The organism is Rossellomorea sp. DUT-2 (assembly GCF_052665285.1).
Genome location: NZ_JBQPEO010000003.1, coordinates 846196 through 871973, shown reverse-complemented (window position 1 = coordinate 871973; position 25778 = coordinate 846196). Strand labels below are relative to the sequence as shown.

Here is a 25778-nt window from a genome sequence, read left to right as displayed (position 1 = left end):
TTTCCAGCTGTGTTACCCTCTGTGAGTCAGATAACGCTCGTACCAAATATCAATAAAGTCAGGGGCAAAAGGCCCTTTTCTTTGTCGGATCCAGCGAACAAGCTTGTCTACATTACGCTTCAGAATGTGATCGATCACATCCGGGTAACCGTACAACTTGCGATGAGTTTCATACTCATCCTCATCCAGCAGTGTATATGTCATATCAGGAAACACTTTTATATCCAAGTCGTAATCGATATACTTGATCGCTTCATGATCATATACAAATGGTGAGCTTAAATTACAATAATAATAAATACCGTCCTCACGAATCATACAAATAATGTTAAACCATAGCTCTGAATGAAAATAGCATATTGCGGGTTCACGGGTCATCCACGTTCTTCCGTCTGATTCCGTCACCATCGTTCGATCATTTCCACCGATTATCTGATTGCTTGTTCCTTTCAGAACCGTCGTCTCATTCCAGATCCGGTGAATGTTGCCATCATGCTTAAAGCTATGTATTTGTACAGATTTTCCTTCTGTGGGAACCGCCATCGTATCCCCTTCTTTCATTTCAAAATTACCCTTATATATACTTGTCTATTCTATCATTATAACGTTTCCTCAGAAAATTTAAAACAAAAGGGCTATCCTTAAAGAAAAAATCCTTTAAGAATCGCCCTGTTCCTGTTCAAAAATGGGGTTTATCATGAATATCTTTTTATGTTGTAACGCTGTTTTGTTCTTTTTGATAGGAGCGAATCACTTCATCGGTTTGTTTTTGAAACATTTTTTGAATCTCTTTTAATTCCTTCTTTTTTGAAGCAATCTCTCTCTTTATAGATTCAACCTTCGTCATTTCGTGAAGCTCGAACAGCTCCTCTTCAAGCTCTTGACAACGTTCAATCTCAGACTGAAGATATAACAACTTATCCATCGTCTCTAACTGCTCTGTTACCAACTCATTAAACCGTTGTTGCATCACTTCCACCACTCCTCTAAACAAGCTCTCCTAAACATTCTCCTTCCCACCCCCAAACCCTTTGACAACTTCTGTCACAATCCCACCTGTTTTGTCGATGTGGAGGATTTGGAGGGACGGACCTCTGTTTTCATAGTCAATACTGATAGGAGTTAGTTGTGTAGACTTCTGGAAGAAGATCGGTCCTTCGTTGATGGAAGATTTGAAAGGTCCGTCCCTCAAAACAAAACGAAAAAGCACCCAACTTAATGGGTGCTTTTTCCGTCAAGAACAAATCAATTATTGTTGTTGTTGACCGTATTTACCAGAAGCTTTCGCTTTGTTAGCTTCTGCTTGTTGGTTTTGTTGCTTCACGTGTTGTGCTGCTGTTGTTTCTGAAGCGAACTCAGTACCGTATTGTTGTTGCTGAGTTGCACCAGCTTGAGCGTTTTGTTGTTTTACGTGTTGAACGCTTGTACCAGCTTGAGTTTTGTTTGGTTGTTTTGCCATTGTAATCACCTCCACGCTTATTAAGATAACCAAGCGTGGATTTCACTATTCGATATTTTTCAGGAAAAACATTCCACTAAACGAGTAGTGAGCGACCGCCATCGACGATGATGGTTTGACCTCTGATCATGGAGGAATCGTCTGAAACGAGGAACATCACTGACTTCACAAGATCATCAATTTCCACCATTCGTCCTGCAGGTGTTTTACTGCGGGCATCTTCGAGAAGCTCTTCACGATTAGGGAAATGCTTGAGTGCATCTGTATCGATCGCACCACCGGAAACTGCATTTACGATTATGTCGCGCGGTGCAAGCTCAACGGCAAGATAACGCGTTAATGCTTCAACTGCAGCTTTTGATACTCCCACAGTTGTGTAATTATCTAAATAACGGATGGATCCCAATGAGCTTATGCTCACTATGCGTCCGCCCTTATCCATTAACTTTGCTGCTTCCTGAGCACAGAATAGCAATGCCTTGCTGTTGATGTTCATCGTCCAATCCCAATGAGATTCTTCAAGTTCCATGACTGGACGCAGAACCCCGGATGCTGCGTTACTTACCAATACATCCAAACGGCCGAACTCTTCTTTGATCTGTTCGAACATAGATTTGATCTTATCCACGTCTCCTACATTTGCCCGTACGACAAATGCTTTTCGGCCCAACTTTTCGACCTGTTCAGCAGTTTCAAGTGCACCTTTTTTACTCCGTGCATAATTGACGACGATATCGTATCCTTTTTCTGCTAGTTGAATAGCGATTTCTCGTCCAAGTCCGCGGCTGCTTCCTGTGACTAATGCTACTTTTTGACTCATGTTGATCATCCTTTCAATTTCATTTTCCATTTGGTGTAAAGCATATTCAGGCCTTCTAACATACACACTAATAAGAGCATGTCAGTTAAATGGAGGAATGAGTTATGTATGTAGGTAGAGATATGACAGAGCTTTCAATGATTCCAAAAGATGAATGGCAAAAAAGCGAGCTCGCTTTCTTTCATCATTCACTACAACAAATAGTACCCTATTTGAACGCAGAAGGACAATCGATTCACAGAGAAATTGTCGAAGAAATTGAAAACCGCGGTGGATTGAAGCGTGGCGAAGCCGATTATACTCACGGCACGAAGATTAGTTACGATTGAGATGATCATACACAAAGAGCAACCATCACGGCTGCTCTTTATTATTTCTGTAATATTCCTGCTCCTGTTTCCCTCCAGATTTTCTGATGGGAGACGGGAAAGGCATATTTATCCAATTCTTCAGTCGTAACGGCAATCAGGCCGCTGTCATCAAGAGTGGTGCTGTCGATAGAACCAACATATACTTCAATATCCCAAACGATGTGAGAGAATACATGCTGGATTTTCGTGACAACCCCTGCTTTCAATGAGCAATCTACCTTGTATTCCTCCTCCATTTGATCAAGCAATTGTTTTCGGCCTCCGCTTGAACTCCCCACTTCAAAATTAGGAAATTCCCATAAATTAGCGAGCAGTCCTTTACCCGGTCGTTTGTGGATAACAACTCGATCATCTTCTGTAAACAGAACGGCTGCCGCCATATTCATTTTACGTGCAGATTTCTTTTTCGTTTTAATTGGAAGCTCTGTTTGCACTCCTTCTTCAAATGCCTGACAGTGTTCCCGGACAGGGCATAGTAAGCAGGATGGTGATGTCGGTGTGCAAATCAGTGCCCCAAGTTCCATCAGTGCTTGATTGAAATACGATGGATTCTCTTCAGAAATCAAATTTCTGACCGCTTGTTCAAATACCTTGCGTGATGCAGGTTTGGCAATATCGAGCCAAATGGATAGAATACGTGAAAATACCCTCATGACATTTCCGTCGACAGCAGGTTCCGGTTTGCTGTAGGCAATACTCAAGATCGCCCCCGCAGTGTATGGTCCCACACCTTTTAATGACGATATTTCTTTCGGAGTATCCGGAACGATTCCTCCATACTTTTCACTCACTTCTTTTACAGCGGATTGAAGATTCCTGACTCTCGAGTAATAGCCGAGTCCTTCCCATGCTTTCAGGACATCTTCTTCGTCTGCTGTAGCAAGAGCATCTATGGTAGGAAATTTCTCGATGAATCGGTTAAAATAAGGTATGACCGTATCCACCCTTGTTTGTTGAAGCATGATTTCAGATACCCACACTTTGTATGGATCTTGATCCTTCCTCCATGGAAGATCACGCTGTTCGCTTGAAAACCATGATAATAAATTCTTCTGAAATTCCTCACGGTCAATGGTGTCTAAATGTTTCAATGGTTCTTCTTTCAATTTTGTACCTCCAGGATGTTAAATGTTACGTTGAATAGGGAATAAATAATTAAAGCTGTGTTTTTAAGCCAACAAGGTTTATTTCTTTTAACCCTCCACAAATACATTCGTCCAGTAATCCAAATAATAAATGACGACGGGATGTCCGTAAACGTTTCAAAACATGGAAATGGGATTCAGTGGGCACTATAAACCGTTCGATGAAACGATTAGGGTTGGCTTCAGACTTTTCCCACTGGATATTAAAAGCGTCGTATTGTGGTAATGTAGCTACGATATTGTTCATAATCTGATTATATTGAGGTTGAAAATTTTGTTTTATTTCATATTCTAAGTAAATGTGTAAAGTGTTTTTCATTGAAATAAACTCCTTTTAACCATATCATGTTCAAAAATGATTACAAGTCATAAAAATACAGATGAAAAGAGCCAAGGGAGGACTTTTTTTGGATACAGGCACTCATATCGTCATGGGTTTCGCTCTAGGGGGCTTAGCCACCTTGGATCCCGTTGTTGCTGAAAGTGCAGCCACTTCTCAAAGTGTGTTAGTTGCAGCAGTCATCGGCTCTCAAATACCAGACATCGATACCGTTTTGAAATTACGCAATAATGCCGTTTATATACGTCATCACCGAGGCATCACCCATAGCATTCCGGCCGTTGCTCTTTGGCCGCTATTAATTGTCGCTTGTCTTTATCCCTTTTTCCCGGGGGCAGATTTGCTTCATTTATGGATTTGGACATTTGTGGCCGTATTCCTCCATGTATTTGTCGACATTTTCAATGCCTATGGGACACAGGCAATCAGGCCGATTTCGTCGAAATGGGTCGCTTTAGGAGTCATTAACACGTTTGATCCGATTATCTTTGGTATTCACATCGGCGGATTGATTCTGTGGGGCATAGGATTACCACCTGGAAAAACCTTTTTGGTCATGTACATTGTGATTTTCGCTTATTATGTATTGAGATTCCAGGTTCAAAAAGCAGTGAAAAATGCGGTGAAGAGAAGAATCCCTAAAGCGGAAAAAATCATCGTTTCACCGACGATCCGGTTTTTCCAATGGCGCCTTGCGATTGTGACCAAGGAACATTATTATGTCGCACGGGCATTCAGACGGTCGATTACGATTTTCGATAAATTTGAACGTATACCGATACCTGAGAATCCAGTCATCAATGCCGCTAAAAAAGATAAAAATCTCGCCGCCTTTCTTTCCTTTTCCCCGGTTTACCGCTGGGAAGTGGACGAATACGATGATCACTTTGAAGTACGCTTCATCGATCTTCGCTACAGAAATAATGGACACTATCCCTTTGTCGCCCTGGTACAGCTCGACAAAGACCTGAACATCGTCAGCTCCTACACAGGATGGGTCTTCAGCGAAGAAAAACTTCGCTCCAAAGTCGACATCGACATTTTAATCGATTAAAGCAGTGAGGGACGGACCTTTAAAAAGGTCCGTCCCTCATCACTTTAATGTACTAAATCGTCATCTTCTTTATCGTCGATCAGGTGTTTGTATTTAGGGTTTTGTGCAGCAAATTCGTGGATTTGTTCACCGTATGTATTGACCCATTGGCGAACGACTTTTTCCGTTACTGCTTTTCCTTTATAATCGTAACCTGCTTTTGCATATGTGGCTTCGAAATCCTCCCACACAAGTTCGATCCAGGTTCTCGCTTTTTCATACGAGAGCTTATTATTTTTTTCAATTAACAATTGTGTTAATTCGTGGAATGTTGACTCCATTTTGTCTCCTCCTTTTCCATATATTTAGTTCCCTCTTTTATGATAATGTACACCAATTCACCCATACTATTAGTACGTGGTTAAGCTTAGTTGTGAACCTTTGCTTCTTCACGGTATGAGTCAGAAAATTCACCTTTTAGGAGGCACTTTATGCGAAATAAAACGACAGGGTTCCCTAACATGAATAACAATAAATTCGAAGGTGAACCGAGAGCTAAAGCGGAATTTGCATCTAAAAGGGCTAACGGCACCATCAATACCCATCCTCAAGAACGTATGAAAGCTTCTGGAGAAAGAGATCACGACTCACTTTAATGAAGTGAAAATCTGTTTAGGGGGTAGTTACGATGGCAAACATGAAAAACAACTTCTACCGAAATAAGTACAGCAGTCCATTTAACAAGGCATTCTACAATCCAAAGCATGCCCATTCCCAAGCTAATGGACAAACCACACAAACTCAAGACTTAATCATTCTAGAGAACCAGACACGCAAGCGTTCCTAGACTACTTCAGAGGTCCGTCCCTATGACGGACCTCTTCATTACTTCTTTTCTCCTGCCAATAGGGAAATCGGCAGTGCTTCTTCTTTTCCGTCTCCACCCAGGCGATATCCCCAGGCAAATACCCCGTTTAGATAGTCGACTTTGAAATATGTACCGGGATCACCTTCTATTGCGTATATCCCGCCAGGCTTGTAGGCGTCAGGATTCATCAAATAAGCCTGTGCCATAAGTGCCTTGCGCTCCAAAACGGCAAACTCATTCACAATCCCCAGCTGTTCAGCTTTCCTTGCCTTCTCCTTCAACGAAGCAATCTCCTGCTTCAACTCATGCTCCGTCATCTCACTATATCTTCTCTCTTGTTCCATTCCTCATCACCTCTACTAATAGTAGTATAGAGAAAATGATACAATAAGAAAAGCGGAAGTGGCTGGTCAGACCCGACAAGCATAAGACGGGATGGCCGGAAAGGCGTCCTTTGCCTTTTTGGCCATCACGGCTTATGACCTCGAGGGGCTAGCCGCTGCAGCTGGACAATAAGAAAAGCGGAGGGGCTTTGCCCAGAGGTGACAAGCATAAGGCAAGTCCACCGGAAAGGCGCTCTTTGCCTTTTTGGTGGGCTGGACTTATGACCTCGAGCCTCTAAGCCCCGCAGCTGGACAATAAGAAAAGCGGAAGCGGCTGGTCAGACCCGACAAGCATAAGACAGGCCCTTAATCAATTACACCAGAAAGGATGACGCCACCATGAAAACAGCCATCATCACAGGCGGAGGCTCCGGCCTTGGAAAAGAATTAGGAAAGCTTCTTAGCCAGCAAGGATATCATATCTTCCTTCTTGCTCGGACGGAAGACCGCTTAAAAGAAGCTGCAGCAGAAATTGAAAACATAGGCGGACAGGTTTCATTTGCCACGTTGGATATTCGGTCAACTCATGACATACAACAGTTCGGTGAAAATCATCTTAAGGATCATAATGTAGAATTACTTCTACATAACGCAGGGATAGGCTATTTCGGTCCCTTCAAGGATACGGAAGATGATGAATTAGTAAGCATGTTTGAAACGAATGCACTGGGTCCCATCCGATTAACCAAGGTACTGCTAAATCAACTGGAACAAAATAGCACCATCATTAACATTATTTCAACAGCAGGCCTTAGAGGGAAAAAGAACGAATCATTGTATGTAGCGAGCAAGTTTGCCCTCAGAGGATTTGGTGAAAGTTTACAGAAGGAGTACGAGGATTCGAATCTTCGTATCGTGAATGCTTATATGGGTGGAATGGATACTCCATTCTGGGAAAACAGCGATCATATCAGTGATCCTTCAAGGCTTCGCTCTCCTAAGGAAGTTGCGGAATTGATTGTGAATGAATACCAAGAAAAAGACGAAATCGTCATCGAATCAAAAAAATAAACCTTAAAAGGCAGCCTTCCCTAAAGGAAGACTGCCTTCTTATTTATGGAGCAAAAGGGAAGAACATAAAGGCCACTACAAATAATAAAACAGGCACTATAAATACAGCGAAGGCATCAATAACCACGACAAAAGCCATCCACACCCAGCGGCTACCGTCTTTTCTTTTGAGAAACTGCTGAATCATCCGGATGTTCACGATGATGAGGAAAATCGCCACCCCCAATAGGAAAAATGGCATCACCCATTTCCCCATGGTTTCGGCGTACCCTTGGTTATACCACTCTTGCTTCCCAAGTGTATAGAATCCGGTTTGGACTTTAATGATGATTTCACCAATGATAAATAGTACGGCTGCCCCTACGACAATTCCACCTGTGTAAAGCTTGAATTTTTTAGTCGTGCCGATGAGCAGCAGAAGTGTTAATCCAGCAAACAGAAGCGCAAAAATCTCCACACGAACTCCCCCTTGTCATACCCTTATAGTTCAATCTATCTTGAAAACATTAAATCATTCTTCATTTTCTTTTAATTCTTCCAAAAGTCTTTCGATATCCTCCATCGAGAAACCTTTTCGATACAAGGTCTGTTTCATTTTCTGGACGTACTCGTATCCCTCATACTTCGAACTCAGCTTTCTATGAGCCTTTAACCCTTGGTGATAGACTGCATCCCATTTTTCATCGTCATCTCGATCAGATTCTACTGTCTCCCAGACAATTTTCATGACAGAACCCGGATATCCTTTTCGCATCAGATTTTGTTCAATTTTTTGCCTGGCAATCATCTTGGAATCTTTTCTATATTTATGAAGAAGTTTTTCGGTGAGACCGACCGCTTTGTCTACCTGCTTCTCTTCGGTAAATACAGCAAGAGCCTCTTCGATATAAGGATCATCCACCCCTTTTCTTCTTAATTCCCCCCGGATCCAAGTCGGCCCCTTATCAGAGGTATTCATGTGAGTCCCGACAAAAGCGTGAGCGAATTCTAAATCATTGATGTATTTAATATCATTTAATTTATGAACCACTTCCTGTATGACTCCATCTTCGGGATCTCCTTCTTGTAAATGGTCCCGAATTTCTTTTTCCGTGCGCATTCGATGGGCTAAATATTGAATCGCTTTATTGAATGCTTTTTTTACATCGTCTTCATATTGAAGTTCTGAAATCTCAAGCTCATCCACTTCCATACCTTTTCGGAGCTGAAATTTTGCCAGTACTGCTTCATCGACACTGAAGGCATATTTTCCATTTATAAATAAATTGTAACGCTCATCGTTCTTTACTTGCTTCGTTATTTTCGTAATCTTACCCATTTTTTCCACCTCATTGTAATCCTAACACATTCAGCATATGTTTTTTATTCTGTAGATAGGTAAAATAATAAGTATATTGGAGGGATGATGATGAAGATCGCTATAACAGGTGGGACGGGTTTTGTCGGGCAGGCTCTGACGGAGGAACTTCTCGAACACCATCACGAAGTCATGATACTTACTCGAAATCCGGATAAATACGACAATCGTTCAGGAGTTACCTACGTAAAATGGCTGTCCGACGGGGCGAAACCCGAAGAAGAGCTCGAAGGAATCCAAGCCTTCATTAACCTTGCAGGGGAATCCATTAACAGCGGCCGCTGGACGGATGAGCGTAAGAAACGAATCATCAATAGCCGGATCAACTCAACACAAGAGGTAATGAACATTATAAAAGCGCTGAAAGAGAAACCGGCGTGTCTTATTAACGCAAGTGCAATCGGCTACTATCCTTCTTCAAAAACGAATACGTATACGGAAGCGTCAACGGAAACGGCAGAGAACTTTTTAGGAGAAACCGTTCAAATATGGGAAAAAGAAGCGAGCAAGGCAAATCAGCTGGATATCCGGGTTGCATATGCTCGTTTCGGGATTATACTGGGGGAGGAGGAAGGCGCCCTCCCTCGTATCGCTCTTCCTTATAAAATGTTTGTGGGAGGAACGGTCGGGTCCGGGGATCAATGGATGTCGTGGGTCCATATTCAAGACATCGCAAGAGCGGTGCATTTCATTGTTGAAACAGAATCCATCTCGGGACCGGTGAATGTGACAGCACCCTCCCCCGTTACCATGAAAGAGTTTGGGAAAACACTCGGGGCCGTGCTTGGCAGGCCACACTGGATTCCTGTCCCTTCCCTTGCTTTAAAAGTAGCAATGGGTGAAATGAGCGCCTTAGTGCTAGAAGGCCAAAAAGTACTTCCGAGTGTCCTTTCAGAAAACGGTTTTCAATTTGAATACCCTGAATTAAAAAGTGCCTTGATTGACATTTATCATTAATTCACAGGTATGCCCCTTTCTTTTCAAGGCAAAAATAGTGTTAATCTTGAAAAGAAGGGATGTACATACGAATGGATAATAAGAAGAAGAAAGACAAAAACAAATCGGTTCTATCCAGTGCGCAGGAAGTAACATATTCACGGGAATTCAAAGCAGCTGATCGTGCAGGCGGCTTCAGTTCCAAAGCCCATAGATAGACAATTATTACCTAACTAAAAACCCTTACTTTGAAGAAGAATAAAGGTACAGACTTCTTAGTCTGTACCTTTATTTTTTTAACCAACTGAAAAGGGGATGTTCATATTGGGCAGATCACGCGGAAATAGTAAACGAGGAAACAAAAACAGCTTGCCACAAACACCCGCTCAGCTCAAATCTGACGGTGTTGACGAAGAGTTCTCACGTGAACTTGCCGACCAGGCTGATATGGAAGCACAAGCTCGCGCCAATGCTGCCAACCAGCGTGCACGAGTGAAGAAAAACCAATAGTGCACTCCCTGTAGGTAAAAAAAAGATAGGTTCTGAGGAATTCATTAAGAAACCACCCATGCAATGTCTGCATGGGTGGTTTCATTAAACGTTCTATCACACCACGACCGGCTTTTTATGCTGTTTGCCTTTAGGAAGGACCATATGTTTCAGGTATGGCATCATCCAGCGGTCAGCTCCCCAACAGAATGCCCCTCTGCCGGCAAAAAGAAGGATGATGGCAACTGTGTAGAGAACTGGATTTGTGCTCACCGTTCCCGCCAATAAGAAGTTTAAGTTCATGAAAGCTCCTGCGACTAATGCAGGTATTGTCATGAATCCGACAATCAACCCAATTCCCACCAGTACTTCTCCCCAAGGGATCAAAATATTGAATACATCGACATTCGGTATTGCGAACGTTTTTAGGAATTCTGCGTACCACCCTTGAACGGCTGGATGATCTCCCGTCGCCTTAGCCAATGCTCCTTGCAAGAATCCGCTTGCATCAAAACCATCGTTCACCTTATGCCAACCCGCTTCCAGCCATTGAACGCCCAACCAGATTCTAATCACTGTCCAAACCATGCTCACCTTTTGATTTTCCCACCATCTCATGATGGATCATCTCCTTTTGGATGTATATTGTGAAATGTTTCACAAGAGTGATTAAAAAAAACAGTTGATCAAAGTTTGTGATGGTTATGATATGATAGCTGTTTCTATTTGTGAAACGTTTCACATGTTCTTTACACTTATAATATACCTCTTCTCCCTGCTTATTGCAATAGGGTTTTGAGCAGTTCACAAAGGTGTCATAACCGGTAAGGGCATTGTTTATTTCTTGAGATATTTTTGTGGAAAATTAATTCTCGGTATCTTTCAGCAGCTGAATTTAAGAAAGATTTCAGCTGCTGATTTTCAGTGAAATTTCACCTGTTAAATATCCACCGATGATTAACTGTCAAATTCAAAGCCAAATTTACTTGTCAACAATCATCGATATTTTAACAGATGAACAATCACCGCCCACCAATCCTACGTCAACGCTCTCGACTCAAATCAATAATCCGGATTAAGTTGTCACTATCATCTTGGTATATGGCATACCTGCCTGGAGGAATATCACATGGGGTTTTTATGAAATGAAGTTTTTCTTGATGTTGCTCATAATATTCGTCTACACTGTCTACGATGAAAATTCCGCCGGGTGCTAAATCAGGCTCATCATTTTCAATCATTAATTGAACCTCGGTTCCTGGTAACTTGAGAGCAATTGTGTGATTTCCCTCGCGCCAGGCTTCTTCAAACCCTAAAGTATCACGATAATAATTGAGAGATTGCATTAAATCTTTGACTGGATGACATAGAAAAGCCAGCTTCATATACTCCACCTCAATTTCATATTTTTAAAGAACCATTCCCAAAATCTCATCCACCCACGCACCATTCTCTTCCACTCCAAGCTTCATGCACAGTGAAAGATGTACAAGCTTAAACTCTGGAAATATCGCCTTCATCACTAAATACATTTCATCAGGATTCCGACTGCATCCCCAACTCTCCAGTAATGCATTTTGCTCCTGTGTAAAAGGTGAGCGCTTCCCCTCATATCTCGACCAGTCACCGGGTGCATTAGGAACCCTACCGCTCTCCATGTCCCACCCGGCAGCAACCGACCATCTCATCATATCAAGGGAATGGAGGGCATAGTACAGTTCTCCCCGGTTGATCCTTCGATACACTTCATGACTGTGGGCGAAGAATTTACTTCTCCAGAGCTTAAATTCTTCTAAAGTCACTTGGTAATTCAATGATTGAGAAGCATCGACCGTTTCCTGTACGATCCGTTGAGGGTCGAAAATGATATCTGCTTCCGTCATATACAATGAAGGCTTCAAGTCACTTCTTTTGTAATAAAATGCATCCACCTTGACGAAGCAAGAATAGTGAGCGACTGTATGCACTGCCCATGGAAAGTCTTCATAGTACAGGACGTTTCCCCAATTACCCGCACGCTCTTTTTTTCGCTTGCGATATTCTTCAAACATGCTATCCTTCACTACAATTCTCAGATCCAGGTCCGAATAACGATCATGATTCCCCTTTGCCATTGAACCTCCGTAAAAATAAGCGACGATATTCTCATCTTTTAGTAAATCCTTTTTAATAGAATCTCTTAACTTTTGTCGTTCCAATAATAACTGGTTATCTCTTTCACAATGAATTGTATTAAATCCCGCTCATTCTGTCCTTCACATCCTTTGGTCTTGTTAGAATTCTTTCACTAATTTATTGAAATTCTCGAATTGTGTTTATATTACCATAAAAACCCAATACAAAATGAAATATTTTGATAATAAGGCAGAGAAACTTTCTTCTTTTTTATCCGTATTACATAATAGAACTAGACAGTCCAGTTACGGGGGATGAAACGATGAAGTCAGAGAAGAAGCTTTGGAGAATGTGGAAGATACTATCACTGGCTCTTTCCATCGTGGTAAGAGTCTATTGGTACCGTCTCCGCGGTAAGTCCCAATGGGAGAAAGAAAAACTTTGGGAACGGATAGGAAAAGAGTTTAAAGAAACCTTATTTGAATTAAATGGTGTTTTGATCAAGGTTGGCCAGCTCCTCAGTATACGTGAGGATTTGCTGCCGAGAGGATTTATTAATCAAATACAGGATCTGGTCGATCACGTTCCTCCTTCACCTTGGGAGGCGATTGAAAAAGTTCTGGAACGTGAATGGGACAGCCCGGTGACTACTAAGGTACAGGCGATCGACCAGGAAGCTGTTGCTTCAGCTTCTATAGGAGAAGTCTATAAGGCGACGCTGTCAGATGGTAAGCAAGCGGCTATCAAGGTGCAGCGCCCTGAGATTCCTTCCCTCGTGAAAACGGATTTCCGCTCCCTTGCCATCATTATTTGGTTTGCCAGACATTTCGCACCTGTTCCAAAAGGGTTCATTGATTTCAAAATGCTTTATCAGGAATTGAAGCAAGTCATCGAACAAGAGCTCGACTTTTCAAAGGAAATGAACACGGCTATTTCATTCAAGCAGCGGTTCAAGGCCCATCCTAACGTGAAGATTCCTGCTATGTACCCTGAACTTTGTACAGATAAAGTATTGGTGATGGAGTGGGTGGGTGGCGTTCGATTGAATGACAGAAAAGCGTTTGATTCTTATGGGTTGGACGGGCAGAAGTTAGCTCAGGAATTGTTTCGCCTCTTCCTTCCCCAATGGCTCGAGCCGGGCATCTTTCATGCCGACCCACATGCAGGGAATATACTTCTTCAGCCGAATGGTACCTTTGTTCTCCTGGATTACGGAATGATCGGGGAAATTTCCAAGAGAGATTCAACTCACTTTCAAGATCTTCTGGAAGGAATCCTCTTAAAAAATTTCCGGAAAGCAGCAGAAGCTCTGGCTCAATTAGGGTTCTTGCTTCCTGATGCCAGTCCGAAGACGATAGAACCCGTGCTGAAAGAATTTTTCACACTCGATATGGAGCACTTCAAACAGATGGATCTGATATCAGTGAAGAAAGAAATAAATGATATGGTGAAATCATTGCCTGTACAAGTCCCTACACGCTTCATCTTTTTAGGGCGCTCTTTTGCAACCATAGAGGGGCTTGTTCATACATTGAGTCCCGATGAGGAGACCCTCGATGTCATCAAACCAGCCTTCATGGATTGGGTAAAGGAGAGTAACACAAACAAGTGGGAGCTTCTTTTGAAATGGATAAGTGCTCAGCCGCTGTTTCAAACGGTGCAAAAATTCCGTCAGCTCCTGGACCTACCGGAAAAAGCACTCGAGCAAAAGGATCATCATCAGCAAAATGAGTTTCAGTTTGGGATTTTTGAAAACCAAAAGAAGCAGTCCTTCATCCTTCTACTCTCCGGTGGCGTTGGCGCGTTTACAGGATTGGGATTCGACGTGGATTTCATTTGGCAAAGTAGTTTCGTGGTATCTGGATTAAGTTTAGTTGGTTATTTGTTTATCAGCTCCCGACAAAAGCGTTGGCTGAAGAGACTGAGGAATGGACAGCTGAATTAACAAAAAAGGCAACCTTGAACAGGTTGCCTTTTTTACCATCATTGTATGTGTTCAGGCAAATACCGATACTCCTCTAACTCGATCCGATTGTTCCCTATAAAATCAACCCCTTCAGCCTCCAAAGATAGCCTTTGGGTCATCGCTTGCTCTTCATCCCCGAAGCCAATTTCCCCTTTGCTATTTAAAACCCGGTGCCAGGGAAGTTTATACTTTTCACTCATGGAATGAAGAATCCGTACGACCTGCCTTGCAGCTCTCGGACTGCCTGCCAGTGAAGCGATTTGACCGTACGTCATCACTTGTCCAGGAGGAATGCTCTGTATGATTTTCACCACTCGTTCAGTAAAAGGTTTCATGTTAGTTCACTTCCCTCATCAGGATGCTCCCCTATCCTTAACTGCTGTCTCGCAAAGTCACGGTATAAAGCATGGGATGTAAACAACTCCTCATGTGTACCGACTCCAGTCACCCTTCCTTTTTCTAAAAAGACGATTTGATCGGCATCCACGATAGTGGATAAGCGATGGGCAATCACGAGGGTGGTTCGTCCCTTCATTAAGTTCTTCAAGGCTTCCTGAACGACAATTTCCGATTGACTATCAAGGCTTGAAGTGGCTTCATCCAGCATTAGGATATCAGGGTCCCTCAATAGCGCTCTTGCAATGGCAAGTCGTTGTCGCTGACCACCTGAAAGCTTGATTCCTCTTTCTCCTACTTCTGTTTGATAACCGTTAGGGAGGTCCTTGATAAATTCATGGGCATAAGCCATTTTTGAAGCGGCTATCATCTTTTCCTCTGATATATCCCCATGGAGGCCGTAAGAGATATTGTCCCCGATCGTTCCCGAATAGATCGGACTATCCTGGGAGACGTAGCCAAGAAGTTCCCTCCATGATTTTAGCGAGTATGAACTGATCGTCTCTTCCCCCAATAGAATCTCTCCTTGCTGTGGCCTATAGAACTGCTCAATTAATGAAAATAGTGTCGTTTTCCCACTTCCACTCGGACCAACGATGGCCGTCACCTTCCCTTTTTCTGCCGTTATCGTCACATCCTTTAACACTTTCTCCCCCTCTTCATACCCAAACGTCACCCCATCAAGGACCAGGGAACGATCTGTTTGAGGGACGGACCTTCCATCCTCAAGGTTTTCTTCGTCTAAATTGAGAATCGATAACACTTTCTCTGTTGCTCCCACTGTTTTCTGGAATTGAGTTACAAATACGATGATCTGGGTGATCGGCATGATAATCTGAAAGAGGTAGATAAAGAAAGCAACAAGCTCCCCGGCCGTCATGGCTCCAGAGGTCACTCGAATACCGCCGAATCCAATAATGAGTACAAGCACGATGATAATTAAAGATGAAACGACCGGAGACATTAACGCTTGAATGATCCCTTCCTTTATTCCGAGGGCATAGAGCTTCTTGATTCCTGTTTGTCCTTTTTGAAATTCAATCTCTTCCGCATTGGATGACTTCACGAGACGGATTTCCGAAAGGACTCTCGTTAAGATAGCCGAAAAGCTTGCAGTCTCTGTTTGCAATCCCCTTGAGATGTCAGCCATCTTTTTGCCAATCGGAATAAGAAACAAGAGTGACAGTGGTATGATTGAAAACATCACCAGGGTAAGTGGCCAATCTAAATAAAACAGTACGATGATAGCACCTATTACAGAGATGATCCCTGTAATAAAGCCTGTCAGGTGCTCGGTGATCAGGTTTTTGATCACTCCCGTATCACTAGTCATACGGCTGACCGAGTCACCCGTTTCATGTGAATCATAATAAGGAACGGGCAGAACCAGCAACTTTCTCCAAAGCTTCTCTCTCAATGAGGCGATCACATGCTGCCCGACCCTCGCCAATATGTAAACAGACACTCCTCCTGCAATCGCTTGAACAAAAAAGGCAGCGATCATCCCTATGATGACCCCTTTGCTTAACGAATCTAAACTGAAGTCATCGATCAACTTACTTGTTAATAATGGTATAGCAAGTCCCGCAATCGTTGTAAGCAGGCTCAAGAATAAAGAAATGCCAAACAGGGTTTTCGGTGGATTGGTTTCCTTTATTAAAGTAATAAGCTGCTTCCACTTACCCTTTTCATATGTAGACTCCATTGTTCTCTTCCTCTCAAATATATACTCTTTTCTATTGTAATATGAAGTTCAGTACTTAGGAAATAATACCTTCATCAAGCCAGGTTCCTAGAAGATTTGCTCGAATTATATTACACTGGATATGAATGAATAGAAGGACGTGATAGGTAAAATGGATATTAAATTAATTGCCCTGGATATGGATGGAACACTGGTCAATCACGAAGGAGAAGTTTCTCCTGAAAACGCACTGGCCATTCAGCACGCAAAGGAGAAAGGTATTCATGTGGTGTTAAGTACTGGCCGCTCCCTTTTCACATGCCGGGACATTTCAGATGAGCTTGGGCGTTCATCTTACCTGGTGACCGTGAATGGCGGGGAAATTTACGATCATGAATATAATCTGGTAGATAGCATCCCACTTGATCTTGATCTTGTGAAACAGCTTTGGAAATTAAAAGAAGAGCATGATGTGTACTTCTGGTCTTCTACTTCCCAAGGACTTTTCAATACGAATAAGCCTTTTGATCAAGATATCGGTACCTATAACTGGTTGAAATTTGGTTTCGATATTCAGGATGATGACGTCCGCAAAGTCATGATGGACGAGCTGGTGAAAAATGAAGCTTTGGAAATCACTAACTCTTCGCCGACGAATATTGAAATCAATCCTGCAGGGGTCAATAAGGCAGCGGCTTTAGTGAAGGTATGCCAATGGCTGGACCTTTCCATGGATCAAGTCATGTCGGTCGGGGACAGTATGAATGATATAGCCATGATTCGTGAAGCCGGTTTCGGAGTGGCGATGGGTAACGCCCAGGAAGCTGTGAAAGAAGCCGCTGACTGGGTCACTGGTATCAATACAGATCATGGTGTTGCCCAAGCGATTGATAAAGTGCTGTCAGAAATGGAATAGATCCTCCAATTAAAGTGCCTGATTCAATGAGAATCAGGCACTTTATCTGTCCAGAATGTCTATTCTTTTTCTGTTACGTCCATACTGAATAACAAAAACAAGGATTGTTCCCATATGTACCTAATACTGGTAGTGGTTGTTTACCTGATTTTCGCCAAGCTTTTTATCGATTGGAACCGCTGGAGAGAGTATTATCCAACGGTTCAATACTATATTATTTGTAATCTCACATATAATTTTATTTTTTACAACCATACATTATGGGAGTACAGGGCTGTAACGGTAGACTGGCTCAATCATACCCTTATTGAACTTGTCTTCACTTTCTTCATCCTTCCGATTGTCATCATGATTTTTCTTCGTTATTTTCCATATCGAAAAAGGAAGTGGCTGTATCTTACGTGCTGGATTGCCTATTTCACGTTATTGGAATACTTATTTCATAAAAAAGGATTGTTCCTTTACGAAAATGACTGGAATTTAGGATGGTCTGCTATTTTTAATGTCATCATGTTTTCAATCTTAGGATTGCACCATAAAAGGCCGTTACTTGCCATCATTATTTCCTTACCTATCATTGCGATCCTATTATTCATTTTCCATCCATCTTTACAAGATTTAAAGTGAGGGTGTTTCTATGATTTCCTTTTCTACCCCTGTATTTATTGTCTTAGTTTTAGGCGTTTATTTAGCTATGGCAGTATATATCACTTTTTTGAAGAGGAAAGAATAGAAAAAGAAGCACCTCTAAGGATGCTTCTTTGCTTCTTTTCTTATTTGACGATGATTTCATCGTTTTCGAGTGAAATGACTACGTCGGTTATACCATCTTCATCAAGAAGGAAATCAGCGATTTTATCTTCCACTCTTTCCTGGATCACACGACGTAATGGTCGTGCACCGAATTCAGGATGATGTCCCAGTTCAACGAGTTTACTCTTCGCATCTTCATGGATGGTGACAGTAATCCCCTGCTCTTTAAGTTCAACCTGCAATTCGTTCAGCATAAGGTCAAGAATTTGAAGAAGCTCTTCTTTTTCAAGAGATTCAAATTCAATGATGCTGTCAAAACGGTTCAGGAACTCAGGCTTAAAGTAGGCACCCAGTGATTGAAGAATATTCGTTTCTTTAATAGCATCTGTGCCACCTGTGTTAAAACCGACCACTGCTTCCTTCTTGTCCGTCACCCCTGCGTTACTTGTCATGATAATCACAGTCTCTTTAAAGCTGACCGTTCTTCCATGACTATCGGTGAGACGTCCATCTTCAAGAATTTGAAGGAACATGTGCTGAACATCGGGATGGGCTTTCTCGATTTCATCCAGGAGTATGATTGAATAAGGGTTCCTTCTTACCTTTTCAGTCAATTGTCCGGATTCCTCATGACCTACATAGCCTGGAGGTGAACCGATCAGTTTAGATACTGAGTGTTTTTCCATGTACTCACTCATGTCTAATCGAAGCATCGAATCTTTAGATCCGAACAACTCTTCTGCCAGTGTTTTCGTTAATTCTGTTTTACCTACACCAGTTGGTCCTACAAAGAGGAATGTACCGATTGGACGGTGCTTCGCCTTCAATCCTGCACGGCTGCGGCGAATCGCTTTCGCTACTTTCTTTACTGCCTCTTCCTGTCCGATTACTTTACCCGCCAGGTTTTCTTCCAGTGCTTTCATTCGCTTACGATCATCGCTTTGCAGCTTCCCGACAGGAATACCCGTTTTCGATTCAACGATCGTCTGGATCAGTTCTTTTTCTACAAGTGCTTTGGAATCTGACCCACCTTCACCAACTTGTCTTTCTAATTCTGCTTCTTGATCGCGAAGGATGGCAGCTTGTTCATAGTTCTCTTCTTTTGTTGCCAGTTCCTTCTTCTCTCTTACATCGTTCAATTTTTTTAGGATGGCCGTCTTGTCTTTGCCCTCTGACTGAAGATTGACTTTAGAACCTGCTTCATCCATTAAATCAATGGCTTTATCAGGTAAGAATCGATCCTGAATATATCGATGGGATAGTTTCACACAAGCTTCAATGGCCTCGTCGGTAAACTCGACTTCATGATAGTCTTCATATTTATCTTTTAATCCTCTAAGGATTTCGATGGCTTCTTCAGGTGTCGGCTCATTGACCATCACCTGCTGAAAACGCCGCTCCAGTGCTGCATCTTTTTCAATTTGGCGGTACTCCTTCAATGTGGTAGCCCCGATCACTTGCAGTTCACCCCGGGCTAAAGCTGGTTTTAGAATGTTCCCTGCGTCCATAGAGCCTTCAGCAGAACCGGCACCAACCAGTTGATGGATTTCATCAATAAATAACATCACGTCTGGTCGATTCTGAAGTTCGTTGATGATGGCTTTTAAACGTTCTTCAAAAGAACCGCGAACCCCTGTACCGGCAGTTAGTGAAGCAACATCCATTACATACACTTCTTTATTTAATAACTTGGATGGAACATCACCTGCTACAATTTTAAGGGCCAGCCCTTCAGCGATAGCCGTTTTACCCACACCGGGCTCACCGATGAGTACCGGGTTATTCTTATTACGGCGATTTAAAATTTCAATGACGCGATTCACTTCTTTGTCCCTTCCGATAACAGGGTCAATCAATCCAGCTTTGGCCGCTCCAGTCACATTGCGTCCAAACTGATCGAGAACGCCATTTCCTCCATTTCCGCCTTGGGTTTGAGGAGATGATTGCTGATTGTGGAAGCCATCATTTGGATTTCCTCCCATGCTCATCCCTTTAAACAACTCATCAAACGGAAATCCTCCGTGTGTTCCAGAAGGCGTTTGTTGCTTTTGAAAGCAGGCTGAACACATCTTCATACTGGATTTATGACCATTGACTTGCTTATACACTTCAACCGTTGCTTGGTTGTGTTGACATACTTGGCATTTCATTAAACATGACCTCCTGTAGCAGAGTTTTTATATAAATATTTTTGTAGATTGTATTATGGATAAGGTCAGTCTGTCTGGTATTCACTTAGTTTGACTTTGACTTTCTTTGACCTTATAACCATAGTATACTTTGACCTTTTTTGACTTTCAAGATTTTTGTTTATGGGAATTTTTTCATTTTCAATGGCTGTTTGGCCTGTTGATGGAAAGAGTATAGTAGGTGCAGCGATGATTTGAACGATGTAAAAGTGGAATCTGGCTTGAGTTTCCACCGGATTGGGATTCAATGATTAAAAAAATGCCAGACCGTTCAATCAGGTCTGGCACTTCTCATATAGAAGAGAGAGTATTGTTCCCCTGTCTTCCTATTAAAATATATTTATACTAATTCGCGATCCCAATGACGATGTGCTGCGATAGCTTCTGTAAATTCTTTTGCAAATGACTTCATGTCTTCCCCGGTCACCACTCCAGAGCCACTGACACCTGCTTCTTCCAGCCAGTGGGTCCCTTCATGAGTGGCACCTATTGGTTTGAAGTGAGAATACGCTTCTTTGACAAAGTAGGTTGTATCTTGAGAGAACTTTTTATCTACATTCTCTCCGCCTACTACGTAAAGGCTATCAAATAATACAGATTCCCCTGTTAAGAAGGTATGGTCCACTTCAAGCTCCGTACCGTCATCCCCTTTTCTCATCCCCAGCTTGTCACTGATGATTTCCGGTTGGATGCCATCCTCTTTAAGAGCCGAAAGAACCATTTTCACTTCTTCCCCTTTAAAGCCGTTTCCTACGATGACCCCTACTTTACGAGTAGCAGGTTTCTTAATCGTATTTTCCTGGCTTAGGGCTGGAGAAGATTTGGTTACCTTCGATCCTTCACCACTAGGGACTTCCACATCAATTGCTTCGGCAAATCCTTTTGCCAGCTCCATGCTTACGTTTGCAAACATATCGACGACCTGCTTCTGAACAGATTTGCTCTTCACTTTTCCAAGCTCGAAACTGAAGGCTTGGATGATATGCTCTTTCTCAGGCTCACTCATGCTGTTCCAGAAAAGAGTCGCTTGTGAGAAGTGATCTTTGAAGCTTTCACTTCTTGAACGGACTTTACGCCCCTCCATTTTCTCCTGATAATGAGTGTAGCCTCCTTCTTCCTGACTAGCAGGAGCTGGTGTATTTTTAGCCAGTGAGTTGTTATGGTAGCTCACCTGGCCCTTGTTTATTGTATGACGGCCGTATCCATCACGCTGATTATTGTGAAATGGGCACACCGGTCGGTTAATAGGAAGCTCATGGAAGTTGGGTCCACCAAGGCGGATCAATTGTGTATCAGTATAGGAGAATAAGCGTCCTTGTAATAACGGATCATTTGAGAAATCGATCCCGGGAACAACGGAACCAGGATGGAAAGCCGCTTGCTCCGTTTCTGCAAACACATTGTCCACATTGCGATTAAGGGTCATCTTCCCAACGATTTTCACAGGGATTTCTTCTTCAGGCCATAGCTTGGTAGGATCAAGAACATCAAAGTCAAAGTTAAACTCATCTTCTTCCTTAATGAGCTGAACACCCAGTTCGTACTCTGGATAATCGCCATTTTCGATGGATTCATACAAATCACGGCGGTGGAAATCCGGGTCTTTCCCGTTGATCTTCTGAGCCTCATCCCAAACGAGAGAGTGAGTCCCCAATACCGGCTTCCAGTGGAACTTCACAAAATGGGCCTTCCCCTCCGCGTTTACCAGTCGGAATGTATGAACACCGAATCCTTCCATCATACGGAGACTGCGTGGAATGGCCCGATCGGACATTGCCCACATGACCATATGGGCAGACTCCTGGTTATTCGCTATAAAATCCCAGAACGTATCGTGGGCAGAAGCTGCTTGAGGCATTTCATTATGGGGTTCCGGTTTAAGAGCATGAACAAGATCCGGGAATTTAATCGCATCTTGAATGAAGAAAACAGGAATATTGTTTCCTACAAGATCATAATTGCCTTCTTCGGTATAAAATTTCGTAGCAAATCCCCGTGCATCACGCACGGTCTCAGCAGAACCCTTGGATCCGGCGACAGTAGAAAAGCGTACAAATACAGGGGTTTTCGTTGATGTGTCCTGAAGAAATTTAGCTCGAGTAAATTCTTTCATTGAATCATAGAGTTCGAACTCTCCATGTGCAGCAAAACCCCGGGCGTGAACAATCCTCTCCGGTATACGCTCATGGTCAAAGTGAGTCATTTTCTCACGGAAGTGGAAATCTTCCATTAAGGTAGGTCCGCGTTCTCCGGCTTTCAAGGAAAATTCATCTTCTGATACCTTCAATCCTTGATTGGTTGTAAGATGCTTACCTTCGTCCTCTACGCGATACTGTTCAAGCTGTTCATCCTTGCTTTTCTCATTCACTTTTGTACGACGGTCGTCTCCCATTCTTTCATCCCTCTCAACGCTTATTAATGTTTACTATGTAAAACATTTCTGTTTCTTTAGTACCCTTGATCCCCGCCTTCAAACATTTTCAGCCGGTTTGGAATGGGTCATTTTTAAAAATTTTCCAATAACCCCTTTACTAACGTAACATTGTTCTGTTAAACTAACTTTAAAGTAACGTAACAATGTTTTGTTACAGATAAGAGGTGATCCCTCATTGGAAACAGATCTTATTTCTAAGAAGGAAGTATTGGAACGGACCGGAATTTCGTATGGTCAGCTCTACCGTTGGAAACGAAAGAACATTATTCCTGAGAGTTGGTTTATTAAGAAAGCCAGCTTCACGGGTCAGGAAACGTTCTTCCCCAGGGAAAAAATGCTCTCACGTATCGATACAATCAAAGAGATGAAGGATGATTATTCACTGGATGAACTATCCGATTTCTTTTCACCAAATCCAACTAAGATGGAAGTCCCTGCAGATGAATTGCCTTCGTACAACATTCTATCGGAAGATACCTTATCCTTCTGTACAACACTTCTACCGGTAAGAAAGGTATTTGAGTTTCCAGATATATTAAATATGTTGATTATTGAGAAGGCGAAAAGGATACAAGTCCCAAGGGAAGAACTGCACACTTTATTTCTCTTTCTTCATGAGAAGTTCACTCCACTGAAAGATTCTGCCCTTGAACTTGTTGGTCTTCGTAAAGGAGAGGAATATATATGGATGCTCCTTCCTCTTCATTCCGAATTGCTTGTTGACCATTTAGCACAGGCAGTATTGAAATTCGATTTACAACAGATGATGGAAGAATTGAAAATCACGTTCACGAATACAAAAGGGGTATGACGTCCCTGAACTGGAGGAGAAAAGAATGAACACAGTGGAAAACAAAGAACTGCATGACTTGAAGATCAGTGGGTCCGGAACGTCCGGCGGAGGGAAATTCGATGCAGTAAAAATCAGTGGAAGTGGAAAGATCGTTGGCGACATCGACTGCCATGAGCTTAAAATTTCAGGTTCCGGTACGATTTCAGGTGACGTAAAAGCGGGATACATTAAAACGAGCGGTTCTTCCACCATTAAAGGGGATACAAAAGCAGAAACAATTACAACAAGTGGAAGCTCCAAAAATGAAGGCTCTGTAATGGCTGCTGAAATGAACACAAGTGGTTCCAGCATTGTTTTGAAAGACCTTATCTTTAAAACATTCAAGGTGAGCGGATCGTGTAAGGTTGGAGGAAGGATCCAAGGCGGATCGATTAAAGCAAGCGGATCTTTACGAGTAGAAAAGGATTGTGAGGTCGAAACCTTCACTTCTTCAGGCTCTGTCCATATCGAAGGGCTGTTGAATGCTGACCGTATTCAGATTGAAATCAATCATGAATCCTCCATTAAAGAAATCGGAGGCGAAACGATTTCAGTGAAACACCACAACTCGAACGGACTGATCAAACAAATGGTCAACTTCTTTCTCCAAAAGGAAGACTACTTATTTTCAGAACTGATCGAAGGTGATGAGGTTTACCTTGAGAACACGAAGGCGAAGCTGGTCCGTGGTAAAAATGTTGTAATCGGCGAGAATTGTGACATTGATACGGTTGAATATTCAGGCAGCCTGGATGTGAAGCAAGATAGTCGAATCGGGGAAAAAGTGAAGATTTAAAATATAGCTCAACTAAGGGCAGGGATGGGATACCATCTCTGTTTTTTTATATGTCTCTTCCTTCTTTACGGTCCCTTAACGTCAGCATAATCGAAATTTCATATTTTTATTCTGAATGTTCTGCTATATTAATAGGTATATAGTACAATCCTACGCGAAAGCTGGAGGCCATTATGACTCGACTTACAGATTACCTGATTGTCATATCTTTCGATTGTTTATCCGCTTTGGATTACCCCATTTTAAAAGGTCTTCCTCACTTTCAAGAACTGCTTGCCCATGGATCTTTTTGCAAAAATGTTGAGACCATTTATCCTTCTGTGACCTATCCCTGTCACACCACCATTGTCACCGGTAAGCTTCCTAATCGTCACGGTGTTGTGAATAATACACTCATTCAGCCTGGCCGGGTTTCTCCGGATTGGTATTGGCATCGACGACATGTCAAGAGTACTACATTGTATGACGAAGCCAAGAATGCAGGTATGACCACAGCCGCTTTACTCTGGCCTGTGACTGCTAAAGCAGACATTGATTACAACATGCCCGAGATCTTCGCGAATCGGCCGTGGCATAATCAAATCCTTGTTTCCCTTTTCAATGGAAGTCCTCTCTACCAATTACACATGAATCGTCTCTTTGGTCACATACGGAAAGGTCTGAATCAACCTGAACTTGATGATTTCGTTCTGGAATCCACCGTTGAAACGATCAAAAAGAAGCCAAACCTATTGCTTGTGCACTTTACCGATCTTGATACACAGCGTCATTACCATGGGTTTTCTTCCGAAGAAGCACATGCGGCCATACGCCGCCATGATGCCCGGTTGGGAAGAATCATTAATGCCTTGAAGGGTAACGGCATCTATGAAGAATCCACTATTGTCGCTCTTGGGGATCATAGTGCACTGGATGAATCAAAGGCTATTCAGCTAAACATTCTTTTAAAGGATAATGGGTTGATCACAGTGAATGACCATGGAAAAGTCATCGACTGGAAAGCATACTGCAATGGATGTGATGGTTCGGCCTATGTGTACGTGAAGGATTCTGAAACGAAACAAGCAGTTCAATCCCTATTGGAGCAATTGCAGATGGATCCTTCAAATGGAATTGAAGAGATACTCACAGGTGAAGAAGCCGGAAGAAAAGGGGCCGATGAATACTGTACCTTTATGCTCGAAGCAAGAATCGGTTTTTATTTTAAAGATACTCTTAAAGGATCCTTTATTCATACGATCACCCAGGAGGATGTAAAGGAAAAGCGTTATACGTATGGGTCTCACGGATATTCTCCTGAAAAAGAAGACTACTCCACGATCTTCATGTCTTCCGGGAAAGGGATCAGGTCAAATGTTGAAATTCCATTTATGCATTTAACAGATGAAGGTCCGACACTAGCACGCCTGCTCGGCCATAGCCTGGGGGCAACTGATGGAAAAGTGATCGAAGAAATGCTGGATATATAAAGAAGAGATTTTGTAT

At 42.5% G+C, this 25778-nt stretch carries 31 protein-coding genes; 14 read left to right on the top strand and 17 right to left on the bottom strand.

Annotation, left to right across the window (positions count from 1 at the left end):
* Window positions 1-12: 12 nt before the first annotated feature.
* From ntdP to fabL, 4 genes are all read right to left on the bottom strand, one after another.
* On the bottom strand, window positions 13-543 hold the full coding sequence (ntdP, locus tag ACOSV2_RS15320) for a nucleoside tri-diphosphate phosphatase (protein WP_324748420.1): 531 nt from the start codon (window positions 541-543) through the stop codon (window positions 13-15).
* 166 nt (window positions 544-709) lie between these two features.
* Window positions 710-970, bottom strand: coding sequence for a YgaB family protein (locus ACOSV2_RS15315; RefSeq protein WP_428975903.1), 261 nt, complete (start codon window positions 968-970; stop codon window positions 710-712).
* Window positions 971-1249: 279 nt separating this feature from the next.
* Window positions 1250-1459, bottom strand: a complete 210-nt coding sequence (locus ACOSV2_RS15310; protein ID WP_324747581.1) for a gamma-type small acid-soluble spore protein — start codon at window positions 1457-1459, stop codon at window positions 1250-1252.
* Window positions 1460-1535: 76 nt separating this feature from the next.
* On the bottom strand, window positions 1536-2279 hold the full coding sequence (gene fabL, locus ACOSV2_RS15305) for an enoyl-[acyl-carrier-protein] reductase FabL (RefSeq protein ID WP_034762580.1): 744 nt from the start codon (window positions 2277-2279) through the stop codon (window positions 1536-1538).
* Between the two features lie 104 nt (window positions 2280-2383).
* Here fabL and ACOSV2_RS15300 point away from each other — a divergent pair, with 104 nt between their 5' ends.
* Window positions 2384-2608, top strand: a complete 225-nt coding sequence (locus ACOSV2_RS15300) for a hypothetical protein (RefSeq protein WP_113970046.1) — start codon at window positions 2384-2386, stop codon at window positions 2606-2608.
* Between the two features lie 41 nt (window positions 2609-2649).
* Here the strand turns inward: ACOSV2_RS15300 and mutY are convergent, their stop codons facing one another.
* Both mutY and ACOSV2_RS15290 read right to left on the bottom strand, forming a co-directional pair.
* Window positions 2650-3756 carry an A/G-specific adenine glycosylase gene (mutY, locus tag ACOSV2_RS15295; RefSeq protein WP_428975858.1) on the bottom strand — a complete coding sequence of 369 codons (1107 nt, stop codon included), beginning with the start codon at window positions 3754-3756 and terminating at the stop codon, window positions 2650-2652.
* 49 nt (window positions 3757-3805) lie between these two features.
* Complete coding sequence (locus ACOSV2_RS15290) at window positions 3806-4114, bottom strand: hypothetical protein (protein ID WP_428975857.1); 309 nt, start codon at window positions 4112-4114, stop codon at window positions 3806-3808.
* A gap of 88 nt (window positions 4115-4202) precedes the next feature.
* On the opposite strand from ACOSV2_RS15290, the gene ACOSV2_RS15285 reads away from it, so the two are divergent.
* Window positions 4203-5189: a metal-dependent hydrolase gene (locus ACOSV2_RS15285; RefSeq protein WP_428975856.1), complete on the top strand. Its 987-nt coding sequence runs from the start codon at window positions 4203-4205 to the stop codon at window positions 5187-5189.
* 44 nt (window positions 5190-5233) lie between these two features.
* On the opposite strand, the gene ACOSV2_RS15280 is transcribed toward ACOSV2_RS15285, so the two are convergent.
* On the bottom strand, window positions 5234-5509 hold the full coding sequence (locus tag ACOSV2_RS15280; protein ID WP_034762572.1) for a YfhJ family protein: 276 nt from the start codon (window positions 5507-5509) through the stop codon (window positions 5234-5236).
* Window positions 5510-5659: 150 nt separating this feature from the next.
* On the opposite strand from ACOSV2_RS15280, the gene ACOSV2_RS15275 reads away from it, so the two are divergent.
* Window positions 5660-5824: a small, acid-soluble spore protein K gene (locus ACOSV2_RS15275; protein ID WP_044339716.1), complete on the top strand. Its 165-nt coding sequence runs from the start codon at window positions 5660-5662 to the stop codon at window positions 5822-5824.
* A 32-nt stretch (window positions 5825-5856) separates the two neighbouring features.
* Window positions 5857-6015 (top strand): YpzG family protein, encoded by a 159-nt coding sequence (locus ACOSV2_RS15270; RefSeq protein ID WP_082051311.1) that lies wholly within the window; start codon window positions 5857-5859, stop codon window positions 6013-6015.
* Window positions 6016-6053: 38 nt separating this feature from the next.
* Here ACOSV2_RS15270 and ACOSV2_RS15265 read toward each other — a convergent pair whose 3' ends face one another.
* Window positions 6054-6380, bottom strand: a complete 327-nt coding sequence (locus tag ACOSV2_RS15265; protein WP_113970051.1) for a YfhH family protein — start codon at window positions 6378-6380, stop codon at window positions 6054-6056.
* Between the two features lie 378 nt (window positions 6381-6758).
* Between ACOSV2_RS15265 and ACOSV2_RS15260 the strand changes: the two genes are divergently transcribed.
* Window positions 6759-7430, top strand: coding sequence for an SDR family NAD(P)-dependent oxidoreductase (locus ACOSV2_RS15260; RefSeq protein ID WP_428975855.1), 672 nt, complete (start codon window positions 6759-6761; stop codon window positions 7428-7430).
* A gap of 43 nt (window positions 7431-7473) precedes the next feature.
* Here the strand turns inward: ACOSV2_RS15260 and ACOSV2_RS15255 are convergent, their stop codons facing one another.
* Both ACOSV2_RS15255 and recX read right to left on the bottom strand, forming a co-directional pair.
* On the bottom strand, window positions 7474-7887 hold the full coding sequence (locus ACOSV2_RS15255; protein WP_428975854.1) for a hypothetical protein: 414 nt from the start codon (window positions 7885-7887) through the stop codon (window positions 7474-7476).
* Window positions 7888-7941: 54 nt separating this feature from the next.
* Window positions 7942-8748: a recombination regulator RecX gene (gene recX / locus ACOSV2_RS15250; RefSeq protein ID WP_428975853.1), complete on the bottom strand. Its 807-nt coding sequence runs from the start codon at window positions 8746-8748 to the stop codon at window positions 7942-7944.
* Between the two features lie 90 nt (window positions 8749-8838).
* On the opposite strand from recX, the gene ACOSV2_RS15245 reads away from it, so the two are divergent.
* The 3 genes from ACOSV2_RS15245 (at window position 8839) to ACOSV2_RS15235 (ending at window position 10233) form a co-directional block, all read left to right on the top strand.
* A complete protein-coding gene (locus ACOSV2_RS15245; RefSeq protein ID WP_428975852.1) occupies window positions 8839-9744 on the top strand; it encodes a TIGR01777 family oxidoreductase in 906 nt (301 codons plus the stop codon).
* Window positions 9745-9815: 71 nt separating this feature from the next.
* On the top strand, window positions 9816-9941 hold the full coding sequence (locus ACOSV2_RS15240; protein ID WP_079531092.1) for a YfhE family protein: 126 nt from the start codon (window positions 9816-9818) through the stop codon (window positions 9939-9941).
* A 106-nt stretch (window positions 9942-10047) separates the two neighbouring features.
* Entirely contained in the window at window positions 10048-10233 is a 186-nt protein-coding gene (locus ACOSV2_RS15235; protein ID WP_044339722.1) for a YfhD family protein, read from the top strand.
* Between the two features lie 96 nt (window positions 10234-10329).
* On the opposite strand, the gene ACOSV2_RS15230 is transcribed toward ACOSV2_RS15235, so the two are convergent.
* The 3 genes from ACOSV2_RS15230 to ACOSV2_RS15220 form a co-directional block, all read right to left on the bottom strand.
* Window positions 10330-10830, bottom strand: coding sequence for a DoxX family membrane protein (locus tag ACOSV2_RS15230; protein WP_428975851.1), 501 nt, complete (start codon window positions 10828-10830; stop codon window positions 10330-10332).
* A gap of 425 nt (window positions 10831-11255) precedes the next feature.
* Window positions 11256-11597 carry a VOC family protein gene (locus ACOSV2_RS15225; RefSeq protein ID WP_428975850.1) on the bottom strand — a complete coding sequence of 114 codons (342 nt, stop codon included), beginning with the start codon at window positions 11595-11597 and terminating at the stop codon, window positions 11256-11258.
* A gap of 24 nt (window positions 11598-11621) precedes the next feature.
* Window positions 11622-12410, bottom strand: coding sequence for a nucleotidyltransferase domain-containing protein (locus ACOSV2_RS15220; RefSeq protein ID WP_428975849.1), 789 nt, complete (start codon window positions 12408-12410; stop codon window positions 11622-11624).
* A 239-nt stretch (window positions 12411-12649) separates the two neighbouring features.
* Between ACOSV2_RS15220 and ACOSV2_RS15215 the strand changes: the two genes are divergently transcribed.
* The gene (locus tag ACOSV2_RS15215; RefSeq protein WP_428975848.1) at window positions 12650-14272 is read left to right on the top strand and encodes an ABC1 kinase family protein; all 1623 of its coding nucleotides are present in this window, start codon (window positions 12650-12652) and stop codon (window positions 14270-14272) included.
* A 38-nt stretch (window positions 14273-14310) separates the two neighbouring features.
* Here ACOSV2_RS15215 and ACOSV2_RS15210 read toward each other — a convergent pair whose 3' ends face one another.
* Together ACOSV2_RS15210 and ACOSV2_RS15205 are read right to left on the bottom strand one after the other, a co-directional pair.
* Window positions 14311-14628, bottom strand: coding sequence for an MGMT family protein (locus ACOSV2_RS15210; RefSeq protein WP_428975847.1), 318 nt, complete (start codon window positions 14626-14628; stop codon window positions 14311-14313).
* Window positions 14625-16394, bottom strand: a complete 1770-nt coding sequence (locus tag ACOSV2_RS15205; RefSeq protein WP_428975846.1) for an ABC transporter ATP-binding protein — start codon at window positions 16392-16394, stop codon at window positions 14625-14627. The genes ACOSV2_RS15210 and ACOSV2_RS15205 overlap by 4 nt, the downstream gene beginning before the upstream one ends.
* A 151-nt stretch (window positions 16395-16545) precedes the next feature.
* Here ACOSV2_RS15205 and ACOSV2_RS15200 point away from each other — a divergent pair, with 151 nt between their 5' ends.
* Window positions 16546-17289, top strand: a complete 744-nt coding sequence (locus ACOSV2_RS15200; protein ID WP_428975845.1) for a Cof-type HAD-IIB family hydrolase — start codon at window positions 16546-16548, stop codon at window positions 17287-17289.
* Between the two features lie 114 nt (window positions 17290-17403).
* The gene (locus tag ACOSV2_RS15195) at window positions 17404-17916 is read left to right on the top strand and encodes a CBO0543 family protein (RefSeq protein WP_428975844.1); all 513 of its coding nucleotides are present in this window, start codon (window positions 17404-17406) and stop codon (window positions 17914-17916) included.
* 146 nt (window positions 17917-18062) lie between these two features.
* On the opposite strand, the gene ACOSV2_RS15190 is transcribed toward ACOSV2_RS15195, so the two are convergent.
* Window positions 18063-20192 carry an ATP-dependent Clp protease ATP-binding subunit gene (locus tag ACOSV2_RS15190; protein WP_428975843.1) on the bottom strand — a complete coding sequence of 710 codons (2130 nt, stop codon included), beginning with the start codon at window positions 20190-20192 and terminating at the stop codon, window positions 18063-18065.
* A 379-nt stretch (window positions 20193-20571) separates the two neighbouring features.
* The gene (locus ACOSV2_RS15185; RefSeq protein ID WP_428975842.1) at window positions 20572-22623 is read right to left on the bottom strand and encodes a catalase; all 2052 of its coding nucleotides are present in this window, start codon (window positions 22621-22623) and stop codon (window positions 20572-20574) included.
* 217 nt (window positions 22624-22840) lie between these two features.
* Between ACOSV2_RS15185 and ACOSV2_RS15180 the strand changes: the two genes are divergently transcribed.
* The 3 genes from ACOSV2_RS15180 to ACOSV2_RS15170 all read left to right on the top strand — a co-directional run bounded on the left by ACOSV2_RS15180 (window position 22841) and on the right by ACOSV2_RS15170 (window position 25762).
* A complete protein-coding gene (locus ACOSV2_RS15180) occupies window positions 22841-23476 on the top strand; it encodes a DUF4004 family protein (RefSeq protein WP_428975841.1) in 636 nt (211 codons plus the stop codon).
* A 25-nt stretch (window positions 23477-23501) separates the two neighbouring features.
* Window positions 23502-24293: a polymer-forming cytoskeletal protein gene (locus ACOSV2_RS15175; protein WP_428975840.1), complete on the top strand. Its 792-nt coding sequence runs from the start codon at window positions 23502-23504 to the stop codon at window positions 24291-24293.
* A gap of 173 nt (window positions 24294-24466) precedes the next feature.
* A complete protein-coding gene (locus tag ACOSV2_RS15170) occupies window positions 24467-25762 on the top strand; it encodes an alkaline phosphatase family protein (RefSeq protein WP_428975839.1) in 1296 nt (431 codons plus the stop codon).
* The last annotated feature ends 16 nt before the right edge of the window (window positions 25763-25778 follow it).